We start from the raw sequence: 15,540 nt of genomic DNA on the forward strand, positions 1-15,540 counted from the left end.
GGAATGAGGTCAAGCGATCCTGTCGCCATTCTTAGGAACGGAGAACCAATGATGAGATTGTATATTATCCGACATGCAGACCCTGATTACCCTAACAACACTATCACGCCGGAGGGACATTTGGAAGCCAAGGCACTGGCCAAACGACTGTCCAGTCACGGATTGGACCGTATTTACGTCTCTCCGTTAGGGCGGGCTTTGGACACAATGCGCTACACCACCGACTCTCTCGGTATGACTTATGAAGTGGAGGACTGGACGCAGGAACTGGCTTTAAAGCTGGAGGATACTCCATACGGTCGTCTTTCCCATTGGGATTTGCCTGGTGAAGTGATTCGTTCCGGGTCGCCTCTGCCGACTCATGACTCTTGGAAGGAAATTTCCTATTATCAGGGGACGCAAAGTCCCGAAACCTTCGAGCGACTGAAGGTTCATTCTGATGAATTCCTGAAGCGGCAAGGCTTTGAGCGGGTGGAGGGCAGGTACCGAATTTTGAAGCATACCGAAGACAGGGTAGCCGTATTTTGTCATGGTGGCTTCGGGCTGACCTGGCTTGCACATCTGTTGGAACTACCTTTGGCTTTGGTCTGGTCCGGTTTTTGGATGCCGCCTAGCTCTGTAACCACCATCTTGTTTGATGAACGCTCCAAGGAATGGGCAGTTCCCCGTTGCATTGGCTTCGGTGATGTCTCCCATTTGTACGCAGAAGGTTTGCCAGTCAGACCTCGGGGTATTATTACCAACTTCAATTAATGGGATTTCTATACGATGCCAAAACGGCTTAAGACGAACCACCGTCTTAAGCCGTTTGTTGTATTCATAGGAGTGTAGGTTGAGTCAGCGTGATTCAACGAATCCCTCTAGCTTGGATGTGCAATGTGCACAGCGGGTAGCAGCTATAGGAATTTCGGACAGGCAATGTGGGCATTCCTTGATCGTTTTTTCCTGAGGAGGTTTTTCTTCCTCTTTGCGCTTCAGAATGTTAATCCCTTTGACCAGCATGAACACACAGAAGGCCACGATGAGGAAGTCCAGCAGGACATTAATAAACTGACCATAGGCAAGGACCGCAATTCCTGCTTCCTTGGCTTGTGCTAGGGTTTTGCGTGTACCGTCAGCATTTAGAGGATCGGCAGCTTGTAAAGCTACATATAAGTCTGGAAAATTCATGCCGCCCAGAAGTTTACCAATCGGAGGCATAATAATATCGTTCACCACAGAAGTGACAATCTTGCCAAACGCTCCACCAATGATAACGCCGACCGCGAGGTCAATCACGTTACCCCGTACAGCGAATTCTTTAAATTCTTTAATAAAACCTTTTCCGCTCATGTGATGTACACCTTCTTTACATAAAATCATTTATTTATAATACATGCTATGCCTACTGAGGGCAATTCCAAATTGATGTATTGCACTTTGTCACAAAACCACATGTTCATTTGTCTTCTATATGTAAACCAATAATGGAGGCGATATATCGTGAGTTTAAGATTTAATCACAGAGCAGTGAGTCCTAGTACATTCAAGGCAATGATGGAGATGGAAAAATATATTTCCGGCCGTTTTACAGACAAAGTATTGTACGAACTATTGAAAATTAGAGTATCCCAAATCAATGGCTGTTCCTATTGCCTTGATATGCATGCAAAGGATTTGCTAAAACTAGGCGATTATGCTGACCATATTTTGCAGCTTGCTTTATGGCGGGAGGTTCCTTTGTTCACGGAAAAAGAACGTGCTATGCTTGAATTAGCCGAAGCGGTCACTCATATCTCAGAGCAAGGGGTACCTACAGACTTGTATAATCGGGTCAGAGAACATTTTACAGAGGAAGAGTACGTAGATTTGATTACCGCAATTAATGTGATCAACAGCTGGAACCGGATTGCCATAGCGACCGGAATGTATCCAGGCAGTCTTTAATGAATGGGGGCTATGTTTTGTCTGGCAAAGAATACGGAATTGAACAAGAATCGGTGGATGTAAGTCTGGAGGAGCTGTATCAGAAATATCGCAAATATTCTTTTGCCATTGCTTATCGCATGCTTGGAACGGTGACGGATGCCGAGGATGTCGTTCAAGACTGCTTTGTCGAGCTGGAGCATAAGCCCCTGAATGACATACAGAACCCCAGAGCCTATGTAGCCAAAATGACGATGAATCGGTGCTTGAATCTGCTGAATTCTGCGCGCAAGCAAAGAGAGACGTATGTAGGACAGTGGCTGCCGGAGCCGCTGGGTGAGAGCGCGGATCTTCCTGCCGATTGGTTAGAACGTAAAGATATGATATCTTACGCATTTCTGGTTCTGCTGGAGCAACTAAAGCCGATAGAGCGGGCTGTTTTTGTGCTGAGAGAAGCTTTTCAGTATGATTATAAAGATATTGCGGAATTACTGGGCAAGTCCGAGAGCAATTGTCGTCAGTTGTTCAGTCGCTCCCGCCGTATTCTATCTTCCGGAGAATCTGCTCCTGAAGCTCCAAACAGTCCTAGTATAAATAACTCTTCCCGGGTAAAACTGCTGGAACGTTTTACAACTGCTTTTCTCGCCTACGATGTGACTGCTATGCTGGAACTACTGGCTGAACAACCTGTATTCGTGTCAGATGGTGGAGGTAATGTGCATACGGTGATGAGACCGATGGTTGTACGCAAAGGCGTTCTCGCACTGTTGACCTCTCGTCGGGTATTAACCGTTTTACGAGAAAGAGATGTGGTCCACACGGTCATCAATGGTGAGGTTCAGCTGGCATTTCTGAAAGACGGTGAAGTGAGAGAAACCTTGTGTCTCAGACTGGCACCGAACGGGGAGCATATTCAGAATTTTTATTTAATGGTTAATCCAGATAAGCTGAGACACATTCATATAATGACAGAAGAAGTAAGCGTAAAAGAATGAACTGCCCAAACGGAAAAACCTTGAATCCTTGTTTAGGATCAAGGTTTTTTTGCTGTTTTATAACTGCCGGGCTTGATGAAGAGCCAGATCGCCTATCCAGGGAAGCTTGAGCCACTTTCCTTGTCCCGCACGAATTAACAAGATAATCCACAAGGCAAGGCTTGCCAGCGTTAGCAGGGAAGCGAGCAAAGGACCGAGTAGCGGAATGAATCCGACTAGCACATGCCCGATCATGAGGGCTACAAAAAGAAGTATGGATTGCAGTGCGTGAAATAATACGAACCGGCTTTTCTTTTCCAGCATGACAAAGGCCAGCGCTCCAATAAATGCGAACAAATAGCACAGGACAGCTGCTATATTTTCATCCAGTCCTGTGGAAGACTTATAGACTGACATGTCAGGCATATCCTCCTTTATAAATGATTCAAGCTAAGTCTCCGTACTATACAAGCTATGAGGACAGGATTGAAGGATATGCCCGATCTCAGTAAAAAAATTCACTCTACACAAAACATACTAACTCATTGAACCACTTCCTTACGAATTGCCTGATAGTCTTTCCCGAGAATCCGTTTCTGTTCCCGCCAAACGTTTTAGTAACGTATTTCTCCAGTTTACGGACAATTCTTCCACTTCGAGAATTTGTTTAATACCCTCGATATGATCCTTCTCTTGATGCATAATTCGATTGGCGAATGAAACCGTAATTGCTTTCGGATGGCGATGAAGGAGGGATAGTCCGTCGGCTTTAGAGACAACTCCCTCTTCCAGAACGCGGAAGTAGAATCCCGTGTAGCCTGTTTGCTGTACCTTCAGGGGCATGTCGGGTACGCCGTACTTGAGGGACAACTTGTAGCAAGGCTGTCTCGGCTGGCTAACTTGAACGATAGCTTTGCCAAGCTTAAAGACGTCTCCAATGCAAACGTCGGATTCTAGCAAACCCTTTATCGTTAAATTTTCACCGAATGCGCCGTAATCGAGCGGACTCCGCAATTCATTTTCCCAGAACGGGTAGTGCTCGTAGGGATAGACGCATACAGCTTTCTCGTGCCCTCCGTGATGAACTAGATCGCCCTGCCCATCCCCTTCGAAGTTTAGATAAGATAAATACAGATATTCATCTGTGGCCGACTTGAATATCCCCGTAGAAACATCCTTCTGATTAAACCGGATCTGCTTGGGCATGCCGACATTAAGAGAAAGGATTTTAATAGATGCCATTCGGATCACCTCTACTCCAAATTTTGGTCAACGAGTTTCGCTAGATGCTTCTATATTCACGTTCCTGCATTCCTGTTCCGCTTTCATCACGTCCATGATGACACCGCCTTTTTACATTTCGGTAATTTCTCTTGTGACTCTGTTCGTCCCCATTTCCATTTTACACTTCTCCATGTGCTATTTGCGAATTAGAGAATGTGTATAAAAATACGAAAAAGGCTGAACGAAAAAGATTCGTTCAGCCTTTTAAACGGTTATACACATGTTTTGCACATGTTGTACGCACTTTATCCACCGCATAATAGTGTTTATCCACAAAAACAACGTGGTTTATACACAACTTGTGCACAAACTGTAGACAATATTACAATAATTCATAGTTTGCGCACAGTTTGTCCACAAACTATCAACATATTGGTAGTAATTGTGGATATACTTCCGTAATTATCGGTCACCAGTTTTTAAATGACGGCGCGGGTGTGTGATTTTACCCATTTTATTCTTGTCATCCTCTTTGGGGATAAGTCGTTCATCGGTACGTCCTTCGTGATGGTTCTCAAAGGCATATTCGGTCATTTTCCACTCAGAAGTACCCAAAACAACATCAGCGGGAAAGTGCTGGCCTCTGTGCAAATGCTGCTCATGTCCATCCTCATCCACATAAATACCATCCACTTCTACCTTTTCACCCGTTAGTGGGAGTAAATCCTTTCCTTTGTGTTCCATTGGTATCCCCTCCGTCTGGCTTATTCTTCGTTAATTTGTCCGGACGGAGGTTCTTTTATCCACAAGCTGCTGTAAAATATCCTCGGCAATCTGGTCTGCGGGATGAGGTTTGCGAAGTAACTCAATCGCCTGCTTCATTTCCTTAGCAAGAGAGGGAGTGGAGATCAGATCCAGACAATGTTGAATCAGTTCCTCCGTTGTGCGAGCAATGCGGGCAGCTCCTTTTTGCTGCAGATACAGAGCATTATTTAGTTCCTGACCGGGTACGGGTTTGAACACCAGGATAGGCAAACCCGATGCGATGCTTTCCGAGAGTGTGATACCGCCGGGCTTTGTAATCACCAGACTGCTTGCTCGCATAAGTGCTGGAACGTAGTCCACAAATCCGTAGGTGTAGATGTCGGGGTGGTCTGCATACAGCGCATCCAATTCTGCTTTCAGCTGCTGATTGCGTCCGCAGACGATCAGCAGTCGAAGCTGCGGCAGCTGGCTTAAATGATGACAGATATCCAGTATGCCGGATAACACACCATACGCACCTGCCATAATGAGCAGCGTAGTCGTCTCAGCCTGTAACGGTGGGATTACCTGTTGCTGATCAGGGGGTTCGTTGACAGATAGGCTATAAAAAGAAGCGTGAATCGGAATTCCAGTCGCGGTAATACGTTCGATAGGTATTCCCCGCTGTGCGGCCTCCTGCTGCAGATCTTCAGTGGCTACATAGTAGCGGTCAATATCGGGATGCAACCAGCGCCCATGCAGGTCAAAGTCTGTAACCACGTTGACAATAGGCAAATTCATTCCCATTTTGCGGCGTAACGCCGGGAGAGCGAGCTGCGGGAACGTATGGATCACGAGGTCCGGCAACTCCTTTTTCAGTGTGAGAGCAAGTTGACGCATTCCGAATGAATGCAACACATGGCCAAAGGCTGATTTAGCCTGCATACCGCGCGTGATGTTATAGACCCAGCCGTAAAGTTGTGGAATGGTTTTGAAACTTTGCATATATACAAATTTGGTCAGCCCATTCAACCATGGATGAGATTCAGCCATCAGGTCGAGTAGTTGTACCTCGCAGTGTCCGAGTCTTCGCAGACTATCCATGATTGCCCGAGCGGCCTGCACATGGCCTTCCCCGTAGCTGGCGTATAAAATTAGAATTTTCGGTGCTGAGACTTTCATGATTGTTTAGCCCCCTATATTCAATAAGCACATGTAGCTCATTTTAGGAACGTTCCAAGTTGAGGGAGGATACGGCTGGCAAGACGAAACGCTCTAGCAGTGTTCGTGGGTTTTTCCAACGGCTCACCTTGCTGTCTGCTGTAAATACCACGACTGCATTCGCTTCCGGTATCAGATATATTTGCTGTCCTCCATGTCCGTGTGCACACGCATAGTCAATGCCGTGGAGTCGTCCAGTCCACCATTGGAATCCGTAATCTCCGAATTCTGGATAGCCTTCAATCTGTCGCTGCGTCGCCTGATGCAGCCAATCGGCTGGAATCAATTCTCTTCCATTCCAGATGCCTTGATGAAGGCAGCAATCGCCGAATTTAGCCATGTCTCGCGACGTCAGATACAGTCCGATATGGCCCATGGTGTAACCCTCTGGATCTTGTGCCCAACCACTTCTCCCGAAACCTAACGGTTCGAATAAATGCTGGAGAGCGTACGTATAGGCGTCCATGCCACAGCAACGGGTCAGGAGCACGGACAGCAGATGTGAATCAACACTGCGATATTGGAATACCCCGATTTGATCCTCCTGTACAGGTAAGCGAAGGGCAAAGGACGGCCAGCTCTTGCTGCGATGAAAACGGTGGATAAAGGCTTCGCCGAGCTTTTTGCCCGTCTGCCAATACAAGCCTGACGTCATAGTCAACAAATGACAAATCGTAATCCGCTCTAGCAGTGTTTCCTTCCGCCGGGACAAATACTCAGGCAACAGCTTATGCACAGCCGTATCTGGTCCGGGCATATCCCCACGTGCCATAGCCATGCCGACGAGCGTGGAAGTGAAGCTTTTGGTCGCGGAACGCAAATCGTTCAGAGCGCTTGCTTCATGACCGTTGTAATAGCGCTCCCAGATCAGCTTGCCGTGGCGAAGCAGGAGAAAGCTGTGCATTTTCGGAAATTTAGCTCGGATTTCATGATCTGCCTGATCAAGTAGGGAGGCATCGATGCCTTCCTCTTCACAAGTTCCGAGGTTCAGCGCAGACAGACGGGCAACAGGTGCAGTGAACAGTGGAGCATAACGGCTCATCCCTTTCCCCCCTTTTTATGTTTATTTATTTTACCCCAAACACATACGCTCCAAAAGCCGATAAATAAGGTATACCTCTATGCAGCAGCTAATTGAGAACTCCAAATGCTATGAAGCGTAAAAGATAGGTAAAATCAATGTAAATTTACTGGAAAGCTGAAAGCTGTATCTGAATATGGTATAATGGGGTAGTGATTCAGCCAATAGAAAATCGGTTAATAATAGTGTCAGGTACATGCCTCGCGTAAGGCATTCCCGACCTAAGCTGCACTAGACATACTACTTCACTGCATAAGGACATCAATACTTTTCGGCATTCTCTTCAACGGAGCACTTATTTTCAACGTTTTGGGAGGGAGTTACATGGCAACGAAAGGTCACAATGAAGTTAAGGAAAGTCTGCGGGAAATGACTCGAATTTTCCGGCCTAAGGATCCCAAAAAATTTGTAAAGGAATATGTGCGAAAATACCGGATAACAGGAGGGTATGAGGAAGAGTTGACCATGGTGGTGGAAAACGAACTCGGCCGCATCAATTCTTCAGTATCTTAAAGGGTTCGCTTACCCGAACAACTAGAAACACGACTTTTATAAACCGTCTTTCCCTAGAGGAGACGGTTTTTTTGTGTCCGTCCTGCATACAATGGGATAGGTTTAGTGAATTTGTATGCTCAAAGGAGGCGGATTCCAATAGAAATAGCGATACGAACACCGGAGGAAATCGGCTACATCAGGGAGGCCGGGCGTATTTTGGCAGATTGCCATCGTGCGCTGGAAAGTCGTATTCTTCCGGGAATCACAACGCTTGAAATCGATGCTTGGGTGGAGCAATTTCTATGCAAGCGTGGAGCTACGCCTGAACAAAAGGGCTACAAGGGGTTCCCTTATGCGACCTGCGCTTCGGTCAATGAGGTGGTATGTCACGGCTTTCCCTCGGAGCGGGTGCTTCATGATGGGGATATTGTAACCATCGACATGGTGGTTAACAAGGACGGATGGCTTGCTGACCGGGGATGGACCTACGCAGTGGGTGACATCAGTCGTCCGGTAGCAAGGCTGTTGCGGCAGACCCATAAGGCGCTGATGCGCGGCATCGAGGTTGCCCGCCCCGGCCGGACATTAGGGGATATTGGGCATGCGGTCGAAAAAGCGGCAGGCTGGCGACGGTACGGTAACGTCAAATCTCTGATCGGGCATGGGATTGGCCGCCAAATACATGAACCGCCGGACGTTCTCCACTACGGTCGTGCTAGAACGGGATTGCCACTGCGCGAAGGGATGGTGATTACCATTGAGCCGGTATTTACCCTCGGACCCGAAGGCGCGGTGCTCTGGGGGGATGATGGTTGGACCATCAGCACAGCAGACGGCAGTTGGGGCGCTCAATATGAGCACACCATTGCGATTACAAAGAACGGTCCTTATATTTTGACCTCATAAAAGAGTATTGTGCCATAGGGAGTCCAATGTGCGGGTTGTGTGCATAAGACTCTCTTGGTAAGTTTTTTTAGGATGGCATATCCGCTTCACCAAACAATGAGCTACTTGTTATAGATCATAGATCGCGATTCGGATCGTCGGTATAATAGGAGGCATAATATTGGAAACTAGGAGTGGAACCCACATGATGATTAGGGAAGCGATGATATCAGATGCCGAAGACATCGCCAAGGTGCACGTAGACTGCTGGAGAACGACATACAAAGATATCATGCCTGCCGAGGTTCTGGAACGGCTCTCCTATGAGCAAAGAACAGAATTGTGGAATGCGAATCTATCTACTGAAGACGGTCATCTCGTATATGTGGCTGAAAATGAGAAGGGGGAAATGATCGGATTTGTGAGTGGAGGTCCAGAAAAGTCAGGGGAATATCCCCCGTACGGGGGAGAGATAACGGCTCTTTATGTTTTGAGTGAATACCATAGTTTAGGGCTCGGCAAGAGACTATTTCTGCGGTTGCTTCAACACTTTAATAGTATGGATATTCACTCTGTCATGGTGTGGGTGCTGGCAGATAATCCAGCGTGTACTTTTTACGAAAAGCTAGGGGCCAAGCCTGTAGTTGAACAGCATATTATTAATATGGGCGGCAAAAACCTGAACATGGTGGCTTATGGCTGGCTGCTATTCTGATAGAATACGCTTTTGTCCTTCCAAGGCGCGAATAGGCGCGATATTTTGCGTGAATTCCAGTGTTCCCAAATAGCGTCCTTCGGAATCACGAACGGCAAAATAACGGATGTAGACAAATTTGTCCTTGATTGGAATCCAAAAATCTTCAACATCCTTGCGTCCGGCCTTAAAATCTTCCAGCAGTTTCTCAACGACATGCACGCTTTGCGGCGGATGGCAATTTTGCACGGTACGACCAATGACGGCCTTAGTACGGGCAAAGATACGTTCTTTACCGTGAGAGAAATAGCGAACAACATCATTTTCATCGATAAAGGTCAGATCCACAGGCAGGTGATTCAACAGTAGCTCCAATTGTTGTACGGATACAATCCCTGTCTCGAATCGTATGAACCCTTGCGGAGTACCAGAAGTGGAAGTGTCTTCTGTTTGCTCAAGGGCTTCTACAGGTTCCTCTGCCCGTTCAGGTATCCATTCACGCTCAGGAGCGGTCAGGCAGAACCCGATTTCCTCGCTTTCCCGGGCTATTTTCAGCCATTCATCCTCGGTCAGCTTACTGAGTGCCATCGGCAGCAAAATATTCTCTTCCTTGAATATCATTTCATTCACTTCACTCATGATATGAGCAAGCGCCTTCCCAATCTGATCACGATCTCCGTTATATTCGGAAAGCAGCTTCTTCGCATCCTTGATTGCGGCGCGAATGCCGTCGTCCACCCCCCACATCACTTTGGTTGGACCAAAGATTCCATAGCGTTCTAGATAAGGAAATACTAGATTTTCTTTGCGGCTATAGTGTTTGTCGACATCCATCAGCAGACTTAAATCTTCAAGCAGCTTGTAAATAACCTTGGGGCTGTCGTCCTTTTGAAACTGCTCTGCATGGAGGGCCAGCTTAAAGTTGACCAGACGTTCGATCTCACGATTTTCCAGCTTGAAGGTGTGAACAGGATGTCCTGGTTGTTCCTCCGGTCCCGAAGGACGATGAATATCCTCAATAGAGCCCTTGAATATCGATGTATGAACGGAACAGAGACGTTGGACTTCCGACACCGGAATTCCCTCTTCGGTCATCAAGGCATGCTCCATCGCTGAAATTTCCGCCACGCTTACCCCACCAACAGCCTCTGTAAAACGCGCTTTAACTTCCTCCACGCTTTTCCCGGCATGTAGTTCTTTAATAATTTCCTTCAATGTTCGCTGACGCTCCGTTAATTCCTGTGCTGTATGTTCACGGTTGTTAATTAGCTCGCTCATGATCGTTAACCCCTTTATTTTTGAATGGTAAAACCATGTTGCATAAATGTCTGCTGCACAGTTTCCATACTTATTTTCTTCAACGCAATTCCCTTGGACAGTGTCATAAAACGTCCTGCGGTTTGGAGCATGCCGGGCTTGGCAATATCGTGAAAACCCAGTTCTACCATAATGTCCTTCACTTCAGGATAACGATTAACAAGGTTAAATATGGACTCATCCCAATGCAGTATTTTATCCATTTGTTCATCCCCTCAATTGAGAACGTTTTTCATTTACAGAGTAGCATAGGTCCAAACGAGCTATTGTGATTGTACGCACAATATTGTTCAGGTAGTTGACAACGGTAAATCTTGGTTTATATACTGTGTATAAAGATATATACAGTAATAACACTGAATACGGTGGTAACACCTTTGAAATGAAGAGCGAACGAAGTTGTTATTACACAAGCAGTGCAGAAGGGATCAGGATAAGAAAATGACAATCATGAAGCAGGCATGGATGATTACCCGTCAGGATTTTCGCAAGAATCCATATGCAGGACTATGGACGTTGCTGTTTATTGCGTATTTGGGATTTACCATGAGTTTTGCGGTAAGTGTGCAATGGGGTGAGCATGCAGCCTTGAGTCCAGTAGCTGATTTCATCATGCTGACGTTGATTCCGTTTTTAGGGTTCATTTATAACCGTCGAGCGTTCAAATATTTACAGGAAGATTCTTATACGCACATGCTAGCCTTTTTCCGCACCTTGCCTATACCGATGAAAGCGGTAATTATGAGTCGAATTCAACAGGCGGTGTTGGCGTTTGTTGCGAATAGTGTGATATTTTTTGCTCTTTTGTTTACATTGTCAGGTACGCTTCGGATATATGCCAGCACAGGATTCTTTGTATCGTTTGCTCTGACCTGGATAGGCTACGGAATGCTCATTCAAGCCATTTATATTCACTTGGAATTTTTGAAAAGAGGAAAAGAGTACTTCTGGCTATCTATTGTGATCATGCTAATGTGCGGGATGGTTACGATTATAGCTCGAGTATGTGGGGCCAACCTGGTATCGATAACGGCTTCTTATAGTAAGGAATGGTTGCTGTTGTCCCCGGTGATGTGGGGAGCATTGTTAGCAGGAGTTCTGGCTATGTCAGTGTCCTATCGGGTGACACAGCGTAAGCTCATGAAACGGAACTTAACTTAGTAGTATGTGTACAAAAATAACAAAAAAAGGGGGGGAAAGCAGGTGAATATTCCAGTGCAAATTGATGAGAATAGCGCGGAACCGCTGTATGCGCAGATTGAAAAGCAGCTTCGTTCACTCATTGTAACCGGACAGATTGCAGCGGGAACGCTGCTTCCCTCCATTCGTGAGTTTGCGGGGACGCTCCGTTGCAGTGTAATCACCGTCCGGCGAGTCTATCAGGATTTGGAGAACGAAGGCTTGCTTCGTACCCGGCAAGGAACGGGCACCTTCGTCGCTCTGGTCGAGGATGATATGCGCTCAGGTTACCGTCTTAAAGCGGTGACTGAGGCATTGGAAACGGCGATTGCCACAGGCATCGCTGTACAGATGAAAGAGCGGGAGTTATTGGAGCTTTTTGCAGAAATGGTGAAAAGAAGGTATGAAGTCCAGGTGAGGGAGTGACAGCCGTGAATAATCATGTGGGAGTTCCTACGGAAATACAGATGAAAGCACCAATTATTGAGATGAGCCAGGTCTATAAAACCCGGGGTGACCGGAAAATTGGACCGATTAATTTAACGGTTGAACCAGGATATGTGGTCGCTTTGGCTGGACATAACGGATCAGGGAAAAGCACATTGATTCATTTGCTGACTCAGCTTGTTCATCCGGATTCCGGTGAGATTCGTTGGTTCGGTCAAGCATACCCCGACGGCATGCCGGCAGATACACGACAATGGGTTGGGTATATACCGGAGCAGCCGGTTCGCGAGGAGGATCGACTAACTGCAGAAGCAGCAGCGGCTTTTAGAGCATTGTGGTATCCCGGCTGGGATGAAACACGTTTTCAGCGTCTAATGGACCGCTTTCAGGTTCCAGCACATACGAAATTATCGAGTATGTCCAAGGGACAGCGCCGGAAATTCGAACTGGCTGCTGCCTTGGCGCCGCACCCCCGTGTGTTGCTACTGGATGAGCCTTCATCGGGTCTAGACCCTTTTGCCTGGAAGATCATGCTGGAGGAACTGCGGGATTGTATGAAGAACGGTAAAACGACGATCATTATTGCTACCCATATCATGGACGAGATCAAGCGTTTGGCGGATTATATTGTCTTGATGCACGATGGCAGGCTGCTTGGCAAGCTGGAAAAAGACCATCTGCTCGAAAATGGCAAAGAAATGTGGTTTGAAGGTACACCAGAGGAGGCATCGGAGCTTCCGGGAGTTGTAGAGACGGAGAGTGATGGGAATTTACAGCGAATTATAACGCTGGCAGCTGGAGAGACCAGTGCCATATTGGAACAAGCGGGTATTCGCCCCATCCGTGTGCGCCGTCTGGAGCTGGATGATATTTTAGTACATTGGTCTGCGGGACAACTATCGGCGGATACAGAGACATTCATGAAGAAGGAAGGGGTAAAGCAATCATGAGCATGCTGCAATTGGAAAAGGTCGTGAAGCAATATGGGAATCATACGGCGGTAAACGGAATATCCCTGAATGTGAACGGTGGCGAGATTTACGGACTGCTGGGAGGCAATGGAGCAGGCAAAACGACAACGATGCGCATGGTGCTCGGCCTGATTTACCCTGACGGGGGAAGCATTCAATATGAAGGCAAGCCCTACAGCAAGGAGCTTCAGCGGACAATGGGCTATTTGCCCGAGGAGCGTGGACTGTACCCCAAGGTGAAGGTGAGCGAGCAGATTAATTACTTGGGCAGGCTGCGGGGAATGTCGGCCAAGGAGGCAGACAAAAGTCTACGCTACTGGCTAGAGCGCTTTGGAGTGCCGGAATATTACGACAAGCGGATTGAGGAGCTATCCAAGGGAAATCAGCAAAAAATGGGCTTTATTGCCGCGGTCGTGCATCGCCCGAAGCTGCTCATTTTGGATGAGGCCTTCAGTGGGCTGGACCCGGTGAACGTCGAATTGCTCAAGGATACGGTGAAGGAACTGCGGGATGAGGGTGCTGCGATTTTATTTTCAACCCACCGTATGGAGCATGTAGAGGAACTGTGCCGACATATTACGATTTTGCACCGCTCGAATACCGTAGTGCAGGGAAGTGTGCAAGAGATTAAGGGCCGTTACCCACGTGAAAAAGTTCGCCTCATCACTACAGGTGAAGTGAACGGACTGGAACAGCTGCCGGGCGTACGCCGTGTAGAGAATATGGATCGTGGCTGGATGCTGCATATTGAGCAGCCGGATGCGGCGAAGTTAATTTTGCAAACAGCGTTGGGACAAACGGATGTGGAGCATTTTGAGATCAAGGAACCTACGCTCAACGAAATTTTTATAAGAGAGGTGGGAGATTCCCATGAATAGACTGGGTACGGTGATCGGGTTTACGTTTCGTCAGAAGGCGAGGACCAAATCCTTTATCATTACGACACTGGTATTGGCCTTGCTCATTACGCTGGGCATGAATCTGCCGTATTTGATTTCTTTGTTTAAAGGAGAAGGGGCCGGAGGTTCCGGCACAACTGCAGCCGCACATCAACGCTTGGGTCTGATTGCCGGGAACCAGACAGAAGTGGCAAATCAGCTGGAGCGATTTACTAAGGAGCAGTCCAATCCGGCAGCCATCTGGGTACGTTATGACAGCGTACAAGCGCCGGCAATGCAGCAAGCCTTGAACAACGGAAAGCTGCAAGGTTACGTGCAGTTCACGGAGCCTGCCGCCAAGGGAGACACGTTTCCTAAAGTGGAATACGTCTCTGTAGAAAAAGAGCCATCTCCGGCTGTCATTACATTGGTGCAAACGGGACTTCAGGAAGCAAAGGTCAAGGCTATTATGGGCGACAAGTCGCTGACCAGCGACCAAATCCGTGAAATTAGTACACCTGTATTGGTGGATAGGAGGGAAGTAGACAGTCCGTCTGAGGCAGGGGGAGCTGCGGGGAAAGAGGAAAAAGCGACCTCCATGATTAACTATGGTTTGGTCTATGTATTGATGATTTTATTCTTCACCTCTTCCATGATGACGGGGAATATGATCGCCGCAGAGGTAACATCGGAAAAAAGCTCACGGATCATGGAGATTCTCATCACAAGCGTGTCGCCGTTGACCCAAATGTTTGGGAAGATTATTGGTATCTTCCTGGTAGGTCTGCTGCAAATTGTTGTTTTTGCAGCCGTTGTGTGTGCCAATCTTATGCTGCCGCATAATAATGTCATTCTTAGCTCGGCCGGGCTGGATTTGTCTCAACTGAATATTGCGGTGCTCGGCTATGGTCTCATATTTTACATTCTCGGCTACTTTCTGTACGCGGTATTGTTCGCCGCGGTGGGCTCCATTGTTAGCCGTACCGAAGAGTTGGGGCAGGCAATCATGCCGATTACCGTGCTGTCACTCGCAGCCTTTTACATCGGGATCTTCAATATTGCCGCACCTGATACGATTTTCATTAAGGTGGCCGGATACATTCCGTTCTTTTCTCCGACCGTCATGCTGCTACGCATCGGACTGGAACGGGCGAGTCTGCTGGAAATTTGGCTGTCACTAGCCATTCTAGTTGCTTCTATCCTATTATTTGGCTGGCTGGCCGCCAAGATCTACCGTACGGGTGTCTTAATGTATGGCAAACGACCTTCGTTCAAAGAGCTAAGAAAAGCGATGAAGGCTTACAAGATTTAATAAATTTAGGTGTAGGAGAACATTGTGAGTAACCATTATAGTTGAGACAAATGTAATTAATAAATGAGACTTTTTTGAATATATGTTTGAGACAAAGTGGGGGCCTTGATTCATCAGAAGTACCGATGGATCAAGGCTTTTCTACTTTATATGGTGATGATTAATAATTGGTGATGTTTTGAGAGGAGAAGTTAGATTTATCATTAAATAAAT

Annotated in this window: 19 protein-coding genes; 11 read left to right on the forward strand and 8 right to left on the reverse strand. The window is 47.1% G+C overall.

The window, feature by feature from the left end; translation table 11 throughout:
* The first annotated feature begins 51 nt into the window (after nucleotides 1-51).
* On the forward strand, nucleotides 52-753 hold the full coding sequence (locus ACUC6J_RS03085) for a histidine phosphatase family protein (RefSeq protein WP_016819533.1): 702 nt from the start codon (nucleotides 52-54) through the stop codon (nucleotides 751-753).
* 84 nt (nucleotides 754-837) lie between these two features.
* On the opposite strand, the gene mscL is transcribed toward ACUC6J_RS03085, so the two are convergent.
* Nucleotides 838-1,332 (reverse strand): large conductance mechanosensitive channel protein MscL, encoded by a 495-nt coding sequence (gene mscL / locus ACUC6J_RS03090; RefSeq protein ID WP_447249733.1) that lies wholly within the window; start codon nucleotides 1,330-1,332, stop codon nucleotides 838-840.
* Nucleotides 1,333-1,482: 150 nt separating this feature from the next.
* Here mscL and ACUC6J_RS03095 point away from each other — a divergent pair, with 150 nt between their 5' ends.
* Nucleotides 1,483-1,926, forward strand: coding sequence for a carboxymuconolactone decarboxylase family protein (locus ACUC6J_RS03095; RefSeq protein WP_016819535.1), 444 nt, complete (start codon nucleotides 1,483-1,485; stop codon nucleotides 1,924-1,926).
* Nucleotides 1,927-1,943: 17 nt separating this feature from the next.
* Complete coding sequence (locus ACUC6J_RS03100) at nucleotides 1,944-2,900, forward strand: sigma-70 family RNA polymerase sigma factor (protein ID WP_447249734.1); 957 nt, start codon at nucleotides 1,944-1,946, stop codon at nucleotides 2,898-2,900.
* A 57-nt stretch (nucleotides 2,901-2,957) separates the two neighbouring features.
* Here ACUC6J_RS03100 and ACUC6J_RS03105 read toward each other — a convergent pair whose 3' ends face one another.
* From ACUC6J_RS03105 to ACUC6J_RS03125, 5 genes are all read right to left on the reverse strand, one after another.
* Nucleotides 2,958-3,296 (reverse strand): DUF4870 domain-containing protein, encoded by a 339-nt coding sequence (locus ACUC6J_RS03105; protein ID WP_025363928.1) that lies wholly within the window; start codon nucleotides 3,294-3,296, stop codon nucleotides 2,958-2,960.
* A 141-nt stretch (nucleotides 3,297-3,437) separates the two neighbouring features.
* Nucleotides 3,438-4,121 (reverse strand): MOSC domain-containing protein, encoded by a 684-nt coding sequence (locus tag ACUC6J_RS03110; RefSeq protein WP_290403612.1) that lies wholly within the window; start codon nucleotides 4,119-4,121, stop codon nucleotides 3,438-3,440.
* Between the two features lie 444 nt (nucleotides 4,122-4,565).
* Nucleotides 4,566-4,847, reverse strand: coding sequence for a hypothetical protein (locus ACUC6J_RS03115; RefSeq protein WP_016819539.1), 282 nt, complete (start codon nucleotides 4,845-4,847; stop codon nucleotides 4,566-4,568).
* A gap of 30 nt (nucleotides 4,848-4,877) precedes the next feature.
* Nucleotides 4,878-6,029 (reverse strand): MGDG synthase family glycosyltransferase, encoded by a 1,152-nt coding sequence (locus tag ACUC6J_RS03120; RefSeq protein WP_102998364.1) that lies wholly within the window; start codon nucleotides 6,027-6,029, stop codon nucleotides 4,878-4,880.
* Between the two features lie 43 nt (nucleotides 6,030-6,072).
* Entirely contained in the window at nucleotides 6,073-7,110 is a 1,038-nt protein-coding gene (locus ACUC6J_RS03125; RefSeq protein ID WP_447249735.1) for a serine hydrolase domain-containing protein, read from the reverse strand.
* 363 nt (nucleotides 7,111-7,473) lie between these two features.
* On the opposite strand from ACUC6J_RS03125, the gene ACUC6J_RS03130 reads away from it, so the two are divergent.
* The 3 genes from ACUC6J_RS03130 to ACUC6J_RS03140 all read left to right on the forward strand — a co-directional run bounded on the left by ACUC6J_RS03130 (nucleotide 7,474) and on the right by ACUC6J_RS03140 (nucleotide 9,244).
* Nucleotides 7,474-7,662, forward strand: a complete 189-nt coding sequence (locus ACUC6J_RS03130) for a hypothetical protein (RefSeq protein WP_007428354.1) — start codon at nucleotides 7,474-7,476, stop codon at nucleotides 7,660-7,662.
* Between the two features lie 105 nt (nucleotides 7,663-7,767).
* On the forward strand, nucleotides 7,768-8,550 hold the full coding sequence (map, locus tag ACUC6J_RS03135; RefSeq protein ID WP_016819542.1) for a type I methionyl aminopeptidase: 783 nt from the start codon (nucleotides 7,768-7,770) through the stop codon (nucleotides 8,548-8,550).
* Nucleotides 8,551-8,734: 184 nt separating this feature from the next.
* Entirely contained in the window at nucleotides 8,735-9,244 is a 510-nt protein-coding gene (locus ACUC6J_RS03140) for a GNAT family N-acetyltransferase (protein ID WP_017428004.1), read from the forward strand.
* On the opposite strand, the gene ACUC6J_RS03145 is transcribed toward ACUC6J_RS03140, so the two are convergent.
* Both ACUC6J_RS03145 and ACUC6J_RS03150 read right to left on the reverse strand, forming a co-directional pair.
* Nucleotides 9,236-10,501, reverse strand: a complete 1,266-nt coding sequence (locus ACUC6J_RS03145) for a DUF438 domain-containing protein (protein WP_447249736.1) — start codon at nucleotides 10,499-10,501, stop codon at nucleotides 9,236-9,238. The two genes, ACUC6J_RS03140 and ACUC6J_RS03145, sit on opposite strands and share 9 nt — an antisense overlap.
* 14 nt (nucleotides 10,502-10,515) lie before the next feature.
* Nucleotides 10,516-10,743 carry a DUF1858 domain-containing protein gene (locus ACUC6J_RS03150; RefSeq protein ID WP_017428003.1) on the reverse strand — a complete coding sequence of 76 codons (228 nt, stop codon included), beginning with the start codon at nucleotides 10,741-10,743 and terminating at the stop codon, nucleotides 10,516-10,518.
* A gap of 238 nt (nucleotides 10,744-10,981) precedes the next feature.
* Between ACUC6J_RS03150 and ACUC6J_RS03155 the strand changes: the two genes are divergently transcribed.
* From ACUC6J_RS03155 to ACUC6J_RS03175, 5 genes are read left to right on the forward strand one after another with little or no spacing between them, the layout of a single operon-like run.
* Complete coding sequence (locus ACUC6J_RS03155) at nucleotides 10,982-11,701, forward strand: hypothetical protein (protein ID WP_016819546.1); 720 nt, start codon at nucleotides 10,982-10,984, stop codon at nucleotides 11,699-11,701.
* 42 nt (nucleotides 11,702-11,743) lie between these two features.
* Nucleotides 11,744-12,145 carry a GntR family transcriptional regulator gene (locus tag ACUC6J_RS03160; protein ID WP_025363932.1) on the forward strand — a complete coding sequence of 134 codons (402 nt, stop codon included), beginning with the start codon at nucleotides 11,744-11,746 and terminating at the stop codon, nucleotides 12,143-12,145.
* A 5-nt stretch (nucleotides 12,146-12,150) separates the two neighbouring features.
* On the forward strand, nucleotides 12,151-13,116 hold the full coding sequence (locus tag ACUC6J_RS03165) for an ABC transporter ATP-binding protein (RefSeq protein WP_174821134.1): 966 nt from the start codon (nucleotides 12,151-12,153) through the stop codon (nucleotides 13,114-13,116).
* Nucleotides 13,113-14,015 carry an ABC transporter ATP-binding protein gene (locus ACUC6J_RS03170; RefSeq protein WP_447249737.1) on the forward strand — a complete coding sequence of 301 codons (903 nt, stop codon included), beginning with the start codon at nucleotides 13,113-13,115 and terminating at the stop codon, nucleotides 14,013-14,015. The genes ACUC6J_RS03165 and ACUC6J_RS03170 overlap by 4 nt, the downstream gene beginning before the upstream one ends.
* Nucleotides 14,008-15,327 (forward strand): ABC transporter permease, encoded by a 1,320-nt coding sequence (locus ACUC6J_RS03175; RefSeq protein WP_447249738.1) that lies wholly within the window; start codon nucleotides 14,008-14,010, stop codon nucleotides 15,325-15,327. Before ACUC6J_RS03170 ends, ACUC6J_RS03175 begins: the two co-directional genes overlap by 8 nt.
* The last annotated feature ends 213 nt before the right edge of the window (nucleotides 15,328-15,540 follow it).

It is taken from the genome of Paenibacillus sp. JJ1683, from assembly GCF_053006485.1.